Consider the following 19292-nt stretch of genomic DNA (forward strand, 5'->3'; position numbering starts at 1 on the left):
GCCAAGCCAGGCCTCGAACAAAGTCCTAGTAATTGACTCGGGATAATGCCGGCTGCGCCTGGTGTGTCCCCCGCGCCCCGAACCAGGCCTTGAGGCGCCGATACAGGCCGCGCTCCAGCCACTGGTAGCTGAACCACGACATTAGTCCGATTGACGGTACGCAGAAGGCGAACACCAGATACGGATTGAGCCGCAGCCGCTGGCTGATGAACCAGCCGCCCCACAGTACCAGCACGTGGGTGAGATACACCGAGTACGAACAGTCGCCCAGCGCCTTGAGCACCCGGTTGCCGCGAAAGTACGGCTCCAGCGCGATGAAGGCCAGCACCACCATCGCACTCGGCAGGCCCCAGTGCAGCAGGCGCTGCGAGGCGTCGAGCTGGTACAGCGCGTACCCCGCCGCCGCCAGCACCGCCAGCGGCAGCCACAGCCCCTCGCGGATCAGCCCGCGCCGGTACAGCACACCCAGGCCGATGCCCAGCAGGAACTCGTAGATGATGTCGTTGTTGTAGAAGCGGCTGAGCACACCCAGGCGCCCCAGCACCTCGCTGACCAGCAGCAGCGCCGCGGTGACCAGCACCAGGTGATGACGCTGGCGTACCAGGAACGCCAGGCCGAACAGCAGGTAGAAGAACATCTCGAAGTTCAGCGTCCAACCCACATTGAGGGTGGGGTACAGCCCATAGCCACCCGGGTTTTCCGCTGGCACGAACAACAACGACAGCACCAGGTGCTGCCACTCGAATACCTGATGCGGCATCCAGCGGCTGGCCACCAGCAACAGCAGCGCCATGAGCAAGGTGTAGAACCAGTACGCCGGGACGATGCGCAAGGCGCGGTTGAGCAGGAATTCGCGCGGGGCGATCTCCTTGTCGCGGGTCGAGAGGTAGATCACCAGGCCGCTGATGACGAAGAAGATGTCGACCCCCACCGCACCGCGCTCGGCGAGCAGGCGGCCGACGGGGCCTTTGGCATTGAAATCGAAGAAGATCTGCATGAAGTGGTGGCAGACCACCACCCAGGCGGCGAACGCCCGAAGCGCTTGAAGCGAATACAGCATGGGTTGTCCTGCGGTTCTTGGTGCATTCAGGCCCACAGGCGAGCACTGCTCGCGCGAATCACGGAACCCGCCTGTGGGAGCAGGCTTGTCACGCGATGGGCTGCAACGCATCGCCGGGGCCACCCACAGGTCCGACCGCAGAAAGCCGGGAAAGGTCGGACGCCTTTCCCGGCAATCGATCAGAGGTTCTCGTAGCGGTTCATGTCCAGCACACCCGCCTCCACCGGCTCGGTCTCCTTGATGTAGGTGTTCAGGTCGTGGAAGTACCGCCAGAACTGCGGGTGGCTGCGGCGCACGCCCCAACGCTCGACGATACGCTCGAACTTGCCCTGGTCGTCACGCGCAGCCTCCATGTCCTCGACGAACTCCGGCACGTCACTGGCCGGAATGTTGAAGATGAAGTTCGGGTAGCTGCTGAGCACGCCCGGATACAGGGTCAGGGTGTCCAGCCCCGGCTGGTAGCGATAGGCCTCGCCCAGCAGGAAGGCGACGTTGCTGTGCGCGCGGTTGCGCAACAGGCTGTAGACCTGACGCTGACCGCCCTGCCCTTCGATGCGCAGCATGGTCGCCTCGGGCAGTTGGCCGATCACCTTGAGCCCGGCCGCCGGGCGCGACACCAGGCGGCTCAGGCTCTGCTCCACATCACGAAACGCTTCGTTCATCTGTGGTCGCGAGCAGTAGGCACCGGTGCAGCGGTTGATCGGATCGGGTGCTGCGTTCAGGCTGCCGGTGCGTTGCAGCAGCTTGAGGCCGAAGTCGCGTGTGGCATTGTGCTCGTTCAGTTGCAGGGCGCTTGGGGTATCGGTGTCGATGTCGGTGTAGTCGAGCCACATCTTCACCTTGCCGCTGTTCTGGTACCAGTCGCTGAGGATCGCGCCGCGCTTGTTGGCCGGCATCAGGCGCAGGAAGTTGACCTCGGCGCCATTGCGGATCAGGTCGAAGTACAGGCGCGTCTGCAACTGGTGCGAGACATTCCCGTACACGTCGAAGTTGACCGCCAGTTGATAGTAGGTGCGCTCCAGCAGCGGGTAGTCGAACAGCCAGATGGTCAACGGCACGTCACCGATCAGCCCCTTGCTCACCGAGGCGCTGTCGAAGTGACGGAAGATACTGAGCAAGGCGTTGTCGTTGCCTGCCCACAGCGTCGACCAGCTCGGCGCTGGCATTTCGGCGTAGGCCTCGCGGCGCAGGGTCTCGTAGTCGTTGCGCTTGTCGCGGTAGGCACGCCACAGGCTCAGCACGCTGCCGACATCGTCGATCTGCCCCGGCATGGCCAGCAACGGCGTGGCCTGGCCGCGGTAGGCGGCATCGGTGACGTAGCGGTCATGGGCCGGCTCCTGGAACAGCGCCCAGAAGTTGTCGCGGATCACGTCAGTGGCGATCTGCCCGCGGCACACCGGGCCACGGATGAAGGTGCGCACGAAGTACTCGGCGTTGTCGAGCATGAACTGGTAGCGCGCCACCGCCGGAATCGCCTCGAAGGTCTCGAACGGGTTGGCCCGGCGCTGCGGGCCATAGCCCGGCAGCGAGGTGGCGCGCCAGTCGCCGCTGTAGAACAGCTGCTTGACCCGCTTGAGCTTCTGCGGCCCCATCGGGTAGGTGATGTGCGTCTTGTGCACGATCACGCCCTGCACCGGGATCAACCGGTAGTAGAAATCATTGCCCGGCGGGTCGTTGGGGCGGCGCGTGGCGATCACGTCGACCGGCTGGCCACTGGGCGTGCGCGAGCGGACCCACTGGAAGAAGTGCCCCTGCTCGCCGCCGACGAAATAGATGTGCGCCAGGAACAAATGCTCGTACAGCCAGCGCCCGACCAGCGCCTCGGTGGAGCCCGGACGGTTGAGCAACGCCTCCCAATCGGCGATCTGCTTCGCTTCGCTGGGGCTTGGCTGGATCGGTTGGTACTCGACCGGTGCACCGGCCGCCAGCCAACGCTGCAGGGTCGAATATTCCTGGTCGGTCAGCCCGGTAACCGCCAGCGGCATGCCCTCTTTCGGGTGCGCACCGGCATAGGCGTCGAACTCGTGCGGCAGCGGGCACATGTTGTTGCGGTTCAGGCCCAGGACGATCTCCTCGGGCAGCTTGGCGTTAGGCGTGAGCGGCGTCTTGTGGCCCAGTTCGAGCATGCGCGCCATCAGCGCGGCCTGGCTGCCCTGATTGTCGAGCACCGAGTAGAAGCCTTTCTTGCGCCAGCCCTCTTCATTCTGCGCGTCATAGAACAATCGCGTGGTGGCGACCGCCTGGCTGCGCTCGCCCTGGTACACCGGCACCTTGGAGGCGCCGCGCTCGGCACCTTCTGCGCTGCCCAGGTTGAGCTGACAGGCGGCGTCGTTGCAGGCGTGGCAGGCCACGCACTTCTGGGTGAAGATCGGCTGGATGTCACGGGTATAAGAGATGGCCGAGCTCGATTGAGGGGCCTGCGCCAATGCTGCGCCGCTGACGAGCAGGGCGAAGATGGCAACGATAAAACGATGCACCATGTGCCGAATGTCCTGGTTCTTGATAGCTGTCACGATTTGCCTTTCTGTCCCTGGGACTGAGCCTTGGCACCACCAACATGAATCAAATTCATGAGACCGGGCGATGCGCCTAAAATCCGTGCAGCTTTGTTATTATTCCGCACTTCCGTTATTTGTCCGACCAGGTAGTTCTCATGTCCGACCGCAGCGCTCGTCTCCAAGCACTCCAGCATGCCCTCAAGGAGCGCATCCTGATTCTCGACGGCGGCATGGGTACTATGATCCAGAGCTACCGCCTCGAGGAAGACGACTATCGTGGCACGCGCTTCGCCGATTGGCCAAGCGATGTTAAAGGCAACAACGACCTGCTGCTGCTCACCCAGCCCGATGTCATCGCCGCCATCGAGAAGGCCTACCTGGACGCCGGCGCCGATATTCTCGAGACCAACACCTTCAACGCCACGCAGATTTCCCAGGCCGACTACGGCATGGAAGCACTGGTGTACGAGCTCAACGTCGAGGGCGCGCGCATCGCCCGCCAGGTAGCCGACGCCAAGACGCTCGAAACCCCCGACCGCCCGCGCTTCGTCGCCGGCGTGCTCGGCCCGACCAGCCGCACCTGCTCCATTTCCCCGGATGTCAACGACCCCGGCTACCGCAACGTCACCTTCGACGAACTGGTGGAAAACTACATCGAGGCCACGCGCGGCCTGATCGAAGGCGGCGCCGACCTGATCCTGATCGAGACCATCTTCGACACCCTCAACGCCAAGGCGGCGATCTTCGCCGTGCAGCAGGTGTTCGAGGATGACGGCATCGAACTGCCGATCATGATCTCCGGCACCATCACCGACGCCTCCGGCCGCACCCTGTCGGGTCAGACCACCGAAGCCTTCTGGAACTCGGTGCGCCATGCCAACCCGATCTCGGTCGGCCTGAACTGCGCCCTGGGTGCCAAGGACCTGCGTCCGTACCTGGAAGAACTGTCGACCAAGGCCGGCACCCACGTGTCAGCGCACCCCAACGCCGGCTTGCCCAACGCCTTCGGCGAATACGACGAAACCCCGGCGGAAATGGCCGCCGTGGTCGAGGAGTTCGCCGCCAGCGGTTTCCTCAACATCATCGGCGGCTGCTGCGGCACTACCCCGCCGCATATCAAGGCCATCGCCGAGGCCGTGGCCAAGTACCCGCCGCGGGCCATTCCGGACATTCCCAAGGCTTGCCGCCTGTCGGGCCTGGAACCGTTCACCATCGATCGCCAGTCGCTGTTCGTCAACGTCGGCGAGCGCACCAACATCACAGGTTCCGCCAAGTTCGCCCGGCTGATCCGCGAGGAAAACTACACCGAAGCCCTGGAGGTCGCCCTGCAGCAGGTCGAGGCCGGCGCCCAGGTGATCGACATCAACATGGACGAAGGGATGCTCGACTCCCAGGCCGCCATGGTCCGCTTCCTCAACCTGATCGCGGGCGAGCCGGACATCTCGCGCGTACCGATCATGATCGATTCCTCCAAGTGGGAGGTGATCGAAGCGGGCCTGAAGTGCATCCAGGGCAAGGGCATCGTCAACTCGATCTCCATGAAGGAGGGCGTCGAGCAGTTCAAGCATCACGCCCGGCTGTGCAAGCGCTACGGCGCCGCCGTGGTGGTGATGGCCTTCGACGAGGTCGGCCAGGCCGACACCGCGGCACGCAAACGCGAGATCTGCCAGCGCAGCTACGACATCCTGGTCAACGAAGTGGGCTTCCCGCCCGAAGACATCATCTTCGACCCGAACATCTTCGCCGTCGCCACCGGCATCGAGGAACACAACAACTACGCCGTGGACTTCATCGAGGCGTGCGCCTACATCCGTGACCACCTGCCCTACGCGCTGTCCAGCGGCGGCGTGTCCAACGTGTCGTTCTCGTTCCGTGGCAACAACCCGGTGCGCGAGGCGATCCACTCGGTGTTCCTCTACCACGCCATCCAGAACGGCCTGACCATGGGTATCGTCAACGCCGGCCAGCTGGAGATCTACGACGAGATCCCGCCGGCACTGCGCGAGAAGGTCGAGGACGTGGTGCTCAACCGCACCCCCGAAGGCACCGACGCCCTGCTGGCCATCGCCGACGACTACAAGGGTGGCGGCGCGGCCAAGGAAGTGGAAAACGAAGAGTGGCGCTCGATGCCCGTGGACAAGCGCCTGGAACACGCGCTGGTCAAGGGCATCACCGCCTACATCGTCGAAGACACCGAGGAGTGCCGCCAGCAAGCGGCGCGCCCCATCGAAGTCATCGAAGGCCCGCTGATGAGCGGCATGAACGTGGTCGGCGACCTGTTCGGCGCGGGCAAGATGTTCCTGCCGCAAGTGGTCAAGTCCGCGCGGGTGATGAAGCAGGCGGTGGCCCACCTGATCCCGTTCATCGAGGCCGAAAAAGGCGACAAGCCCGAGGCCAAGGGCAAGATCCTCATGGCCACGGTCAAGGGCGACGTGCACGACATCGGCAAGAACATCGTCGGCGTGGTGCTGGGCTGCAACGGCTACGACATCGTCGACATGGGCGTGATGGTCCCGGCCGAGAAGATCCTGCAGACCGCCCGCGAGCAGAATTGCGACATCATCGGCCTGTCCGGCCTGATCACCCCGTCGCTGGACGAGATGGTCCACGTCGCCCGCGAGATGCAGCGCCAGGACTTCCACCTGCCCTTGATGATCGGCGGCGCCACCACCTCCAAGGCGCACACCGCGGTGAAGATCGAACCCAAGTACGCCAACGACGCGGTGGTCTACGTCACCGACGCCTCGCGCGCCGTGGGCGTGGCCACGCAATTGCTGTCCAAGGAGCTCAAGCCTGGCTTCGTCGAGAAGACCCGCCAGGAGTACGTGGAAGTGCGCGAGCGCACCGCCAACCGCAGCGCCCGCACCGAGCGTCTGAGCTATGCGCAGGCGATCGCCGCCAAGCCGCAGTACGACTGGGCCAACTACCAGGCAGCAGTGCCCTCCTTCACCGGCGTCAAGGTGCTGGAGGACATCGACCTGCGCGAACTGGCCAAGTACATCGACTGGACACCGTTCTTCATCTCCTGGGACCTGGCGGGCAAGTTCCCGCGCATCCTCACCGACGAGGTGGTCGGCGAAGCGGCTACCGCGCTGTACCAGGACGCCTGCGACATGCTCGAGAAGCTGATCAGTGAAAAACTCATCAGCGCCCGCGCGGTGTTCGGTTTCTGGCCGGCCAACCAGGTCGCGCATGATGACATCGAAGTCTATGGCGACGACGGCAAGCCGCTGGCCACCCTGCACCACCTGCGCCAGCAGACCATCAAGCCCGACGGCAAGCCGAACTGGTCGCTGGCCGACTTCGTCGCACCGAAGGACAGTGGCATCAGCGACTATGTGGGCGGGTTCATCACCACCGCCGGCATCGGTGCCGAGGAAGTGGCCAAGGCCTACCAGGACAAGGGCGACGACTACAGCTCGATCATGGTCAAGGCGCTGGCCGACCGCCTGGCCGAGGCCTGCGCCGAATGGCTGCACGAGCGGGTGCGCAAGGACTACTGGGGTTATGCCAAGGACGAGCAACTGGACAACGATGCGCTGATCAAGGAGCAGTACAGCGGCATCCGCCCTGCTCCGGGCTATCCAGCGTGCCCGGATCACACCGAGAAAGAGACCCTGTTCCGCCTGCTCGATGGCACGGCCATCGGCGAAACCGGCCCCAGCGGCGTGTTCCTCACCGAGCACTTCGCGATGTTCCCGGCGGCGGCGGTCAGCGGCTGGTACTTCGCCCATCCGCAAGCGCAGTACTTTGCCGTCGGCAAGGTGGAGAAGGACCAGATCGACAGCTACAGCGCCCGCAAAGGCCAGGATGTCAGCGTGAGCGAGCGCTGGCTGGCGCCGAATCTGGGCTACGAAGGCTAAGCGGGCTGCGTGGGGTGCTCAGGCACCCCGCGGCCCATGCCGAGCAAGCCTCGGCTACCCGGCTTTCCCCAGCTCACCGATTTTCTCCAGCCGCGCCCGCACGATGTTGCGGCTGATATTGAGCAAACGCCCAGTCTGCAACTGGTTGCCATGGCAGTAGCGGTAGGCCGCGCGAAACACCGTCTCCTCGATATGCTCGTACAGGTTCGGCACGTTCTGCTCGAACAGCGCCAGCAGTGCGCTTTCCAGGCTCACCGGCGCCGCTGCCGCTGCTGGCAATCCCGCCGTCACGGCCACTTCTCCCGGCAACACCGCCTGCGGGCGCATGTCCACCAGGTGCAGGTCCTGCGGTGCCACCACCTGCTGCCTGCACACCAGCAATGCATGATGGATGGCGTTTTCCAGCTCGCGGATGTTGCCAGGCCAGCTATGCGCCAGCAGCTTGCGCTCAGCCTCGAGACTCAGTGACGCGCGGTCATAGCCCAGGCGTCGGCAGTGCTCCTCGATGAAGAATTCGGCCAGCGGCAGGATATCCCCAGGTCGTTCGCGCAGTGGCGGCAGGCGGATGGTCGCCACGTGCAGACGGTAGAACAGGTCCTCGCGAAAATGCCCGGCCACCACCGCGTCGGCCAGGTTGACGTTGGTCGCCGCCACCAGCCGCACGTTGATCGGGATCGGCGTGCGTGAGCCCAGGCGCACAACCTCGCGCTCCTGCAGTACGCGCAGCAGCTTGACCTGCATGTTCAACGGCAGGTCACCGATTTCATCGAGAAACAGCGTGCCGCCATTGGCGGCCTCGAACCAGCCGGCCTTGTTCGAGGTGGCGCCGGTGAAGGCACCCTTTTCGTGGCCGAACAGTTCGCTCTCCACCAGGGTTTCTGCAAAAGCGCCGCAGTTGACCGCTACGAACGGCTCACGGCCACGGCGGCTCAGGTGATGGATGTGGCGGGCAACCAGCTCCTTGCCGGTGCCGGTCTCGCCGATGATCAGGGTGTTGGCCTCGCTCGGGGCCAGGCGCTCGATGCGGCTGAGCAGCTCCTGCGAGCGTGGGTCCTTGAAGACGAGCACGGTGGCACGTACCGACTTGGTCAGCTCTCGGGCATTGGGGTGAGTGATCAGCGACATGATGCATTCCTGGCAGTTGAAGCGCGCCCTCATAGTGCACGAATAAATTTAGACCCAAAAATTATTAATAAATATTTATATATTCGAAATTGACATATTGAAAAAATCAGCACCTCGATTGCTGCTGGAGCAGCAACGAGCCAGCAATGGCCTGCGCAGGGATCAGCAGCCAGGCCATCGCGAGGGCTCTGGGTCGCAGGGCTGAAGGCTTAGTGCCACCGGGGCTGGAGCGGATCCGGGCCGGTGCTGGCATGCATTTCGCTCAAGGGGAGGTAACACCCTGTTGGTGGTTGGGGCCGCTGTGCGGCCATCGCGGGGCAAGCCCGCTCCCACAGGTTCAGCGCAGGTCCTGAGAACCGCGCGGTACCTGTGGGAGCGGGCTTGCCCCGCGATGGGCTGCACCGCAGCCCCGACCGCACCACCACCTCCTGGAGCCGCATATGAACAACCCCTGGCGTCACGCCCTGGCCCTGCTCACCGGCCTGCTACTGAGCTTCTCCACCGTCGCCGCCGAAGCCCCGCCCGCCGTGCGCATCGCCATCGTCGCCTTCACCCAGGGCGGCGCGCCGGTATTCGGCGGCATCCCTGGCCGGGTCATCGAAGAGGGCTGGCTGGCACAACAACTGGCCGAGCGCGGCGTCAAGCTCGAATGGGTCGCCCTGCCCCACGCCGGCGCCGGCCCGCAGATCAACGAGGGCTTCAGCAACAACAGCCTGGACTTCGCCGTGCGCGGCGACCTGCCGACCGTGATCGCCGGTGCCGGTGGTGTGCCGGGCAAGCTGGTCGTGCCCGGTGGCAGCGGCAACAACATCTATCTCGTCGTGCCCGCCGACTCGCCAGTGCGCAGCATCCAGGACCTCAAGGGCAAGCGCCTGGCCCTGCACCGTGGCCGTCCGTGGGAGTTCGCCTTCAGCAATTTCCTGCACAGCCAGGGCCTGAGCCTGGCCGACTTCAAGATCGCCAACCTCAACCCGCAGGTTGGCGCCGCCGCGGTGTCCGCCGGCAAGGTCGATGCCGCCGTGCTGCTCAACGAAGCCTATGCCCTGGAAGACAAAGGCGTGGCGCGCATTCTCTGGTCGACCAAGCAAGGCGCCAACGACTGGCGCCTGGTCTCCGACCTGTTCGGCACCGACCTGTTCGTCGAGCAGCACCCCGACCTCACCCAACTGGTCGCCACCGCCTGGGTCAAGGCCGCCTGGTGGATCTCCCAGGCAGAGAACCGCGACGCCTACTACAAGCTCTCCTCTCGCGCCGGCATTGCCGAAAGCGTGCTGCGCCGCGATGACCAGGACGACCCGGTGGCCTGGAAAGACCGCTGGGCACCGAAGACCGACGCCCAGCTCGAAGCCCATTACCAGGCCCTGGCCCGCTACGCCCTGGAGAACCGGCTGATCCGCACGCCCTACGACATTCGCCACGACCTCGCCACCCACTTCACCCGCCAGGCCCTGCAAGACCTGCAGCTCACCGGCTACTGGCCTGCGGTCGCCACGCAATTGAGCAAACAACCCTGAATTTCCGAAAAGAGACCCGTCCATGAAACTGCCTGCCACCCTCGTCTTCAGCCTTAGCGCCCTGGCCTTTTCGATCAGCGCCCTGGCCGCCCCGACCTACGCCCCCAAGCCCGACCCGCAGCAAGGCGACGGCCGTGTCTCGGCGTTCTACAGCTGGAGCGAAGTGATCCCCGCCGCCCCCGGCAAGCTGCTACGCAGCGAGCCGCTGGAGCAGACGCTGAGCCTGCCCAACGCCGCCAGCGCCCAGCGGATTCTCTACAGCTCGCTGGACGGACGCGACGGCAAGACCCCGGTCGTGGTTTCCGGGGCGCTGTTCATCCCCAAGGGCAAGGCTCCCGCCGGCGGTTGGCCGGTGCTGAGCTGGGGCCACGGCACGGTCGGCGTCGCCGACATCTGCGCGCCGTCCTGGGCCGGGCGCTCCTACCGTGACGTGCAATACCTCGACCGCTGGCTCAAGGAGGGCTTCGCCATCGTCGCCACCGACTACCAAGGGTTGGGCGTGCCCGGTGGTCACCCATTGCTGAACAACCGCACCGCGGCCTACGGCATCCTCGACGCCGCGCGTGCCGTGGTACACGGCGTGCCGGGCCTGGCCGACAAGGTGCTGATCGTCGGCCAGTCCCAGGGCGGCGCCGGTGCCTTCGCCGCAGGCGCCTATGCCGCCACCTACGCGCCGGAGCTGGGCGTCAGGGGCAGCATCGGCACCGGAGTGATCTACACCGTCGGCTCGAAGAACGTCGGTGAACGGGACAACAACAAGGTCGACCCATCCCTGGCCTATGGCTTCTACACTTTGCTCGCCGCGCAGCAGTACGACCCGAGCATCGACCCTCGCGATCACTACACCGACAAGGCGCTGCCACTGTTCGAGCAGGCCCGCAGCAGCTGCCTGTCATCGTTGGTCAGCGACGTGGTCGGTACCGGCCTTACCACCGCCAACTCCAAGAAGGACTACCAGGGCGACAAGCTCAAGCCATGGCTGGCGCAGGTCTCCTACCCGACGCTGAAGCTGGCGCAGCCGATCTTCATCGGCACCGGCGCCGAGGACCAGACCCCCACCGCCGCCAGCCAGGCCAAGCTGATGCAGGACGCCTGCGACGCCGGCTCCATCGTCGAAGGCCACCTGTACAAGGGCCTGGGCCACAGCGAGACCGTCAACGCCTCGCTCAAGGATTCGATCCCCTTCGCCCACAAAGTCATCAACGGCGAACCCATCACCCCGATCTGCAAACCGACAGTCCAGTAAAGGAGGCCCGACATGAGCATCGAGTTCTTCACCCGCCTGCCACTGCATGGCGAAACGCAGTTTCTTCCCGGCGACAGCCGCAACCGCGGCGACTGGCACCCGGGCGGGCCGAGCACCGGCGCGGTATCGGGGTTCGCCGTGGGTGATCACTTCACCTACATCGACTACCTCGGCCAGGTGGCCCGCGCCGCCGAGATCAACGGCTTCGGCGGCGCGCTGATGGTCAACGCCCCCAGCGGCGAGGAGCCCTGGACGGTGTGCTCGCTGCTGGCCCGCGAGACCCGGACACTGAAGTTCGTCACAGCCTTCCAGCCCTATCACTACACGCCCTGGGTCGCGGTGCAGCAGGCAGCGACCTATCAGCGAGCCACCGGCAACCGCCTGGTCTGGAACATCATCAACGGCGGCTCGGACGCGATCCAGCGCCAGGTCGGCGACTACGAAAGCCACGATGACCGTTATGCGCGCGCCACCGAGTTCATGGATGTGGTCAGGGGTTACTGGCACAACGAGCAGTTCCACTACGACGGGAAGTACTACCACGCCGACGGTGGTGGCCTGCGTGGGCCGCTGAAGAAGGCCGAGTTGCCGCTGATCTGCACCGCCGGCTCGTCGGTCGCGGCGCGTGAGTTCGCCGCCAAGCATGCCGACTTCTACCTGATGCGCGCCGAGCACCCGGACGAAATCGCCGCGCTGATCGCCGACATCCGCGCCCGCGCATTGAAGTACGGACGCAACGACATCCGCTTCGGCCTGTCGATCGATGTGATCGCCCGCGAGACCGAGACCCTGGCCCGCGCCGAGGCGCAGCGCTTCTTCGACGAAGGCATCGCCAAGGGCGCGGTCAAGGCCAGGGCCGCGCACGCTGGTCTGCGCACGGCACGCAAGCTCAGCTACGAGCAAGGCTTTACCGACAAGGGCGATACCCCCGGCATCGACGACTTCTTCATCCATCCCAATGTCTGGACCGGCTTCGGCTACATCGGCATCCCACCCGGCTGCGCCCTGGTCGGCAGCTACGAGAACGTGGTGGCGCGGATCCGCGAGTACAACGCCATCGGCATCGACCTGTTCTTCCTCGCCGGCTACCCGCACCTGGAAGAGGCCTATCGGATCGGCGAGCACATCCTGCCGCACTTCCGTGGCGAGCGCGCCGCCCTTGCCCGCCTGCCTGAAACGCCCGTGCAACTGCACGCGGCCAACGGAGCCTGAGCCCATGACCAGGGACGGTTACCCCCTGAGCCGGCGCAGCTTCCTCGGCCATACCGGCGTGCTGGCGGGCGGGCTGCTGGTCGGTTGCGGCCCCAGCGACAGCCCGGCCACCGCAGTCGCCGACCAGCCACGCCACGGCGGGCGCCTGCGCCTGGGTATCATCGACGGCAACCAGAGCGGCAACCTCGACGCCCACAAGCCCATCGGCAGCGGCATCGTGCGAGGCTTTGCGCTGTACAGCAAACTGTGGGAATGGGACGAGCAGATGCAGCCGCGCCTGGCCCTGGCCGAGTTCGCCGAGCCCAACGCCGATGCCAGCGGCTGGACCCTGCGCCTGAAGCAGGGCCTGGAGTTCCACCATGGCAAGACCATCGATGCCGACGACCTGATCTTCTCCATCCGCCGCCTCACCGATCCGCAACTGGCCTCGCCCTATGCAGCGCTGCTGCACTGGGTCGATCGTGACCATCTGGAGAAGCTCGACGAGCGCACTGTGCGCCTGCGTTTTCGCGAAGGCCGTAGCTACCTGCCGCTGCCCGAGACCTGGGTCAATTTCGGCGGCATCGTGCCGGTGGACTACCATCCGGTCAGCAATCCAGTCGGCGCCGGGCCGTTCAAGCTCAAGAGTTTTACCCCTGGGCAACGCTCGCTGTTCACCCGTTTCGACAACTACTTCAAGCCGAACAAGCCTTACGCGGACGAGTTGGAGATCATCGACTTCAAGGATCAGACCGGGCGCCTGGCGGCCCTGCGCGCCGGGCAGATCGACATGGCCAACGTCATGTCCACCGAGCACCTGCAGGTGCTGCAGGCCGACCCGCGACTGACCCTGCTCAAGTCGGTGAGTGGCAACTGGCTGTCGTTCGACATGAACACCGCCAAGGCGCCGTTCGACGACCCACGGGTACGCGAAGCCTTCCGCCTGCTGGCTGACCGTGAAGAGCTGGTACGCCGTGCGCTGAACGGTCAGGGTCGCGTGGCGAATGACCTGTACGCCCCCTTCGACCCAACCTTCAACAACGCCCTCGGCCCGCGGCCGCACGACCCGCAGCGGGCCGCGCAGTTGCTGCGCGAGGCAGGCCACGAACAGCTGGAGGTGGAGCTGGTGACCACACCCGGGCCGGGACTCGCCTCGGCGCTGGTACTGGCCGAGCAGGCCAAACGCATCGGCGTCACCCTTAAGGTGCGCCAGGTTGACCTGGCAACGTTCCAGGGGCCGCAGCGCGACGACTGGACCTTGAGCACCGGGGGCAGCATCGGTGCGCCGTTCCTGGCCAGCGCCATCCATACCGATGCGCCGTTCGCGGTGGCGAACAAGACCCACTTCCACGACGCGCAATTCAGCGAGGCGTTTCTCGCCGCCATGGCCCAGCCGGACCTGGAGAAGCGCAAAGTGCTGGTGCATCGCGCGCAAGAGATCCAGTACCAGCGCGGCGGGATGCTGATCTGGGGTTACGCCGACCTGCTCGACAGCGTCAGCAACCGCGTCGGCGGGGCGCAGCCGGAGCGCTCGCTGTTCAGTACCTGGCGGTTCGAAAGTTTGTGGCTCAAGTCATGATCACGCGCTGCCTTTGCCGGCCCTATCGCGGGACAAGCCCGCTCCCACCGGTACCTCACCGATTTCCCAGACCACAGGGTACCTGTGGGAGCAACTGTCTTGCTCAAAATCTAGAAGCCAGCCCAATCCCCTGTGGGAGCGGGCTTGTCCCGCGAACACGGGCGTAGCCCGTGCCAGGCAGCGCGGTGTCTTTTTCGCGGGTAAACCCGCTCCCACACGTACGGCGTTCGGATTTACGCCGGTGTTGCGCTCTTGCACTGAGGCAATTCCACATCCTGCCAGGGGGTACCCGTTCTTAGCATCGCATTGAGTCGTACGATGAAAACTCTCATGCAGGCCACAATCGCGACCTTGGCTGCCTTGCCCCTTTCACGCAGTGCTTGGTACTTCGCCTTAAGCGAGGGGTTTTGCCTTACGGCCACCAAACACGACATGTACAACGCGAACCTTATCCCGAAACGGCCTCCCGAGATCGAGCGCTTGCCTACGGATGTTCCACTGTCGTGATTGAAAGGTGCCACCCCAACCAGCGAGGCTATTTCTCGGGCCTCCACATGGCCCAACTCCGGCAGCAGCGTTACAAGCTTCCCAGCCGTCACCAGCCCGATACCTTTGACCTGGACTAGTTGAGCAATTCGTTCATCACCCAGCCCTTCGGCATGCAGCTTGAGCTCATGCTCAATCTGTCTGATCTGAGACCTGAAGTGCTGGAGGTTGGACTTCAGGAAGCGAGCGACCACCTCAGACTGAGCCTGTTTCAGGCGCCGCCGGTCGTCGTCTCGCTGCTGGACCAGACGATCACGCTGCTGCAGCAGCTCGCGCAGCAACGCCCTCTGCGGACTGACCTGCAGAGTAGGTTTATCGGGGATAACTTCGGCGAAATGCGCCAATACCGCTGCATCGATGGCGTCGGTCTTGGCTTTGATATTCATGGACTCGGCAAACGACCTGGCTCGCCTGGGGTTGACGCGAATGACCTTGTAGCCAGCGCTCTGCAGAAAGCTCAGAACCTCACGCTCGTATCCGCCTGTCGCCTCCAGCAGGACACGCTTGACCTTGAGGCCTCGAAGGCTCTTCTCCAATACCTCGAACCCTGCCTGATCGTTGGTGACATTGATCTTGAGGCTCTGGGGACGGACCGCTATGTCCAGCGTGCGACTAGAAACATCGATACCCACAAAGGAAACCATCACCAAAATCTCCTAGACTCAACAGAGTGAGAGGACTTTGGCTTGGCCCACGCTTGTGATTCGAGATCAAGGCCGCATCCAACTGTTCGGGCTCTCGCCAAAGTGGAACGGTGAATGGCAGCTTGTGCTCCCACTCGTGCTCAAGGCACACGCGGCATTCAGCTTGCCATTCACCGCTCTCACTCCAGATTCTAATCCCCTATCAAGACACAAGCGGCGGTTTGGCGCGCCGACTTGTCCCGCGATAGGGCCGGCACACCCCCCACATAACTCCAAAAACAACCGCAGGCGCGGCTGCGCCCCACCTCCATTCCACCTTACCCGAACGAGGCCCACTCCATGCCCCGCGCAGCCCTGCACCCTGCATTCGCCCTGCTGGCCCTGGCCAGCACCCCGTTGCTGGCCGACGACACGGTCCTGCAAACCGTCACCGTCCAGGCCGAACAACCCGACGACGACGCCCTGCCCACTCGCCCACCCTCATCGATCTACGGCGGCCTCGAAGCCAAGGTGCTCGACACCCCACGTTCGGTCACCCAGGTCAACGCCGAGCAACTGGCTCGCGACCCGATCCGCAGTGCCGACGACCTGGTCAAGTACGCCCCCGGCATCACCCGCGGCGGTGGCCAGAACGCCGGTATCGCCCCGCAGATGCGCGGCCAGAACAGCGAAGTGTTCCAGGACGGCCAGCGCGCCTATGGCGTACGCCACCCTGCCAACTTCAACGCCTATGAGGGCGCCGACATCGTGGCCGGCCCCTCGTCGGTCACCTACGGCTCGGTCAGCGGCAGCGGCGGCTACGTCAACTACCTGAGCAAGAAGCCCGACTTCGAACGTTTTCGCACCAAGCTCTCCGGTGAAATCGGCAGCTGGATCCCCGACGGCGAATCGAGCGATGCGACCAAATTCAGCATCGACAACACAGGCCCAATCAGCGACAACCTCGCCTACCGGGTCAGCATCACCCGCCAGCGCCAGGAAGACTTCTACGACAACGTCGAGAACAACTTCGACGCCTTCTACGGCGCCCTGGCCTTTCGCAACGACCATGTGCGCGTGGACTGGAACGCCGCCTACGACGATTACTACGACTACAACATCACCCACGGCTGGAACCGCGCCACCCAGGACCTGGTCGACCACGGCAAATACTACGCCGGCCGCGCCACACCGATCATCCAGAACGGCAATACGCTGTGGTCGCCGGTGCTGTCCTCCGGTGCCAGCGACGCACAGGTGCTGGGCTGGGTGCAACGCCAGCGCAATGCCCAAGGGCAGTATTCGGTGGTCAACGGCAGCTTCCAGGGCGCGTCGCCCAACACCCAGGCCAACCCCGGCAGCCTGCGCGGCTGGGTCTACGACCCGTCGCTGGAAGGCAACGGCCTGACCTCGCTGTCGTCGCAGACCGGCCAGCGCGCCCAGGATGAGAACCGCTCAAGACGCTTCACCACGCAACTGCGCATCGAAGGAGAGCTGACACCGTCGATTACCCTGGCCAACAGCACCTTCTACCAGCACTCCACCGACACCACCGATGCGGTAGGCGCCTTCCAGGTCCAGGGCAAGGACGACATCTTCGACAACCGCTTCGAGTTCCGTGCCCGCGGGCAATGGCAGCTCGGCGGCCTGACCCTGGTCGACGACAGCAACAGCGGCCTGATCTATCGCCGCGAATCGAACCAGTCGATCGCTGCCAACAACAGCTTCGGCTCGACCATCAACGCCTACGACCTGACCCAGGACCCGCGCCTGAAAAACCCAGGCGACCTGCTCGGCCTCGCCGGTCGCAACCCCGCCGGCGGCAACGCGGCCTGGATCGGCCAGCCCGGTGTGGCGCAGTTCTCCAACCTCTACGGCTGGCTCAACCTGCCGGCCATGTACCCGGCCGGGCATGGCCTGTACGCCGAATCCATCGCGCCGTACACCGCCGACAGCACCTGGACCACCAAGACCCTGTTCAGCCAGCACAACCTGCGCCTGGGCGAACGTGCAGGCCTGAACATCGGCGCCAGCCGCAGCTGGATCGACGCACGCATCGAGAACCCCTTCGTGGTCAATGGCGCCAGCCAGCGCAAGGACGCAAACAACTACCGGTTGTTCTCGGTCCAGGTCAGCCCCTACGTCAAGCCCACCGACAACAGCACCCTGTACTACACCTTCGACCGCTCGCTGGCGGTCAACACCGGTTTCTTCACCAACGGCCTGGGCTGGGGCAGCGGCACCGGCGCCAACCAGCTCAACCCCCTGGCGTTCCAGAGCCTGAGCGTATTGCACGAGCTTGGGCTGAAGGTCGAAGCCGTGCCCGACCAGTTGTTCCTGACCCTGGCGGCCTATCGCCAGGCCCGCGACCAGGCGCCGGACAGCAACAACAACATCGCCCGGCTGATCGTCAAAGGCCTGGAAGCGACGCTGCGCTACCAGGACGAACACCTGCGCGGTGGCCTCAATCTCAGGCGCATCAGCGCCTACAACGAGTTCACCAGCCAGGCCGGCTTCGCCTCTGCCGGATTCATTCCCGACAACGGCACCGTGTTCGGCGACAACAACAGCCTCAACCAGCGCCCCTCGGGCAAGTTCGATGCCGTGCAGATCCCCGAGTACAACGCCGGGGGCTATGTGGACTATCGCTTCGACTCAGGCTTTGGCGTGGAGCTGTCCGGCTGGTGGACCAGCAGCTGGTACCTGAACCTGAGCAAGACGGTGAAGGTGCCCGACGAATACAACCTCGACCTGGCCGTGTACTACCGCCAGCCGCAGTGGGGGGTGACGCTGCGCATGCTCAACGTCACCGACGAGCTGAATTTCGTCAGCGGCCTGGCCGGCTCCACCAACACCTTCCTGCAACCCATGCCGGGCCGAACCCTGCTGGCACAGGTCGATTACCAGTTCTGACCCTCAACCCCACACCCGGGAGGCTTTGCCATGTCCATCGAATTCGTCGGTATGATCTTTCCCCGCCAGTGGTCCGAGACCCGCGGCGTACGCACGCCCGACTTCGACCTGCCGTTCATTCGTCATCATGCCCGCGCCCACGAGCACGCCGGGTTCGACCGGGTGCTGATCGCGAGCGGCCCCGGCAGCGCCGACAGCTTGCAGATCGCCGCCTACGCCGCCGCGCACACCGAGCGCCTGGGCTTCATGATCGCCCACCGCCCGGCCCTCACCGCCCCGACCGTGGCGGCGCGCGCCTTCGCCACCCTCGACCACACCACCGGCGGCGGGCGTATCCGTCTGCACGCGATTACCGGGATCACCGCCGAACCCCAGGAAGGCGACACCCTGCTGGACAAGACCGAACGCTACCAGCGCACCGACGAATACCTGGAAATCGTCCGGCGCACCTGGACCGCCGAGGCGCCGTTCGATTTCGAGGGGCGCTACTTCAACATCAAGGGCGCGTTCTCGCCGGTCAAGCCGCTGCAACAGCCGCACATCCCGATCTCGTTCGGCGGCTCGTCGGACATCGCCTACCAGATCGCGGTCAAGCACGCCGACCTCTACGCCCTGTGGGGCGAGCCGTTGAGTGGCGTGGCCGAGCAGATCGCCAAGCTCAAGGCGGCCGCCAGCAGCGCCGGGGTGGCGGCGCCGCGGGTAAGCCTGTCGGTACGCCTGATCCTCGGCGCCACCGAGGAGCTGGCCTGGCAGAGAGCGGAGCAGATCCTGGCGCAGATCAAGGCCAACCCACAGTTCGCCGCCGACAGCCCCTGGAGCAAGCGCATCAAGGGCACCGGCTCCGAGCGCCTGCTCGCCGCTGCAGCACGTGCAGACCGGCATGATCGTGCTCTGTGGATGCCGACCGCGACCGCAGTCGGTGCCTATGGCGACACCACCGCGCTGGTCGGCACACCGGAAACCGTGGCGCAGGCCCTGCTCGACTATGTCGACCTGGGCGTGACCACCTTCCTCAACCGTGGCTACGACCCGCTGTACGACACCGTGGACTATGGACGCTGGGTGATTCCGGCGGTGCGAGAAGAAGTGCGGCGGCGCCAGGCCCGCGTCACACGCTGACCGTCAGCGCCGCCA

General features: G+C 64.9%; 11 protein-coding genes. 7 read left to right on the forward strand and 4 right to left on the reverse strand.

What is annotated here, in order from left to right:
- Window positions 1-25 precede the first annotated feature (25 nt).
- Window positions 26-1060, reverse strand: coding sequence for an acyltransferase family protein (locus ACMGGG_RS12290; RefSeq protein WP_414155575.1), 1035 nt, complete (start codon window positions 1058-1060; stop codon window positions 26-28).
- A gap of 179 nt (window positions 1061-1239) precedes the next feature.
- Entirely contained in the window at window positions 1240-3540 is a 2301-nt protein-coding gene (locus ACMGGG_RS12295) for a fatty acid cis/trans isomerase (RefSeq protein WP_063545102.1), read from the reverse strand.
- A gap of 173 nt (window positions 3541-3713) precedes the next feature.
- On the opposite strand from ACMGGG_RS12295, the gene metH reads away from it, so the two are divergent.
- On the forward strand, window positions 3714-7421 hold the full coding sequence (gene metH, locus ACMGGG_RS12300) for a methionine synthase (RefSeq protein ID WP_112898425.1): 3708 nt from the start codon (window positions 3714-3716) through the stop codon (window positions 7419-7421).
- Window positions 7422-7475: 54 nt separating this feature from the next.
- On the opposite strand, the gene ACMGGG_RS12305 is transcribed toward metH, so the two are convergent.
- Complete coding sequence (locus tag ACMGGG_RS12305) at window positions 7476-8546, reverse strand: sigma-54 interaction domain-containing protein (RefSeq protein WP_112898426.1); 1071 nt, start codon at window positions 8544-8546, stop codon at window positions 7476-7478.
- Between the two features lie 440 nt (window positions 8547-8986).
- Here ACMGGG_RS12305 and ACMGGG_RS12310 point away from each other — a divergent pair, with 440 nt between their 5' ends.
- The 4 genes from ACMGGG_RS12310 to ACMGGG_RS12325 are packed head-to-tail and all read left to right on the forward strand — an operon-like array spanning window position 8987 to window position 14076.
- Complete coding sequence (locus tag ACMGGG_RS12310; RefSeq protein ID WP_414155576.1) at window positions 8987-10060, forward strand: ABC transporter substrate-binding protein; 1074 nt, start codon at window positions 8987-8989, stop codon at window positions 10058-10060.
- Between the two features lie 22 nt (window positions 10061-10082).
- On the forward strand, window positions 10083-11306 hold the full coding sequence (locus tag ACMGGG_RS12315) for a lipase family protein (protein ID WP_414155577.1): 1224 nt from the start codon (window positions 10083-10085) through the stop codon (window positions 11304-11306).
- Window positions 11307-11318: 12 nt separating this feature from the next.
- Window positions 11319-12518, forward strand: a complete 1200-nt coding sequence (locus tag ACMGGG_RS12320) for an LLM class flavin-dependent oxidoreductase (protein WP_065862716.1) — start codon at window positions 11319-11321, stop codon at window positions 12516-12518.
- Window positions 12519-12522: 4 nt separating this feature from the next.
- The gene (locus ACMGGG_RS12325; protein WP_065862715.1) at window positions 12523-14076 is read left to right on the forward strand and encodes an ABC transporter substrate-binding protein; all 1554 of its coding nucleotides are present in this window, start codon (window positions 12523-12525) and stop codon (window positions 14074-14076) included.
- A 233-nt stretch (window positions 14077-14309) separates the two neighbouring features.
- Here the strand turns inward: ACMGGG_RS12325 and ACMGGG_RS12330 are convergent, their stop codons facing one another.
- Complete coding sequence (locus ACMGGG_RS12330) at window positions 14310-15266, reverse strand: IS110 family transposase (protein ID WP_414155578.1); 957 nt, start codon at window positions 15264-15266, stop codon at window positions 14310-14312.
- Between the two features lie 339 nt (window positions 15267-15605).
- Between ACMGGG_RS12330 and ACMGGG_RS12335 the strand changes: the two genes are divergently transcribed.
- Entirely contained in the window at window positions 15606-18158 is a 2553-nt protein-coding gene (locus tag ACMGGG_RS12335) for a TonB-dependent receptor plug domain-containing protein (protein WP_414155579.1), read from the forward strand.
- Window positions 18159-18188: 30 nt separating this feature from the next.
- Window positions 18189-19277 carry an LLM class flavin-dependent oxidoreductase gene (locus ACMGGG_RS12340; RefSeq protein WP_112898429.1) on the forward strand — a complete coding sequence of 363 codons (1089 nt, stop codon included), beginning with the start codon at window positions 18189-18191 and terminating at the stop codon, window positions 19275-19277.
- Window positions 19278-19292: the final 15 nt, after the last annotated feature.

The organism is Pseudomonas sp. BNK-44-b (assembly GCF_047456245.1).
Lineage (GTDB): Bacteria > Pseudomonadota > Gammaproteobacteria > Pseudomonadales > Pseudomonadaceae > Aquipseudomonas > Aquipseudomonas machongensis.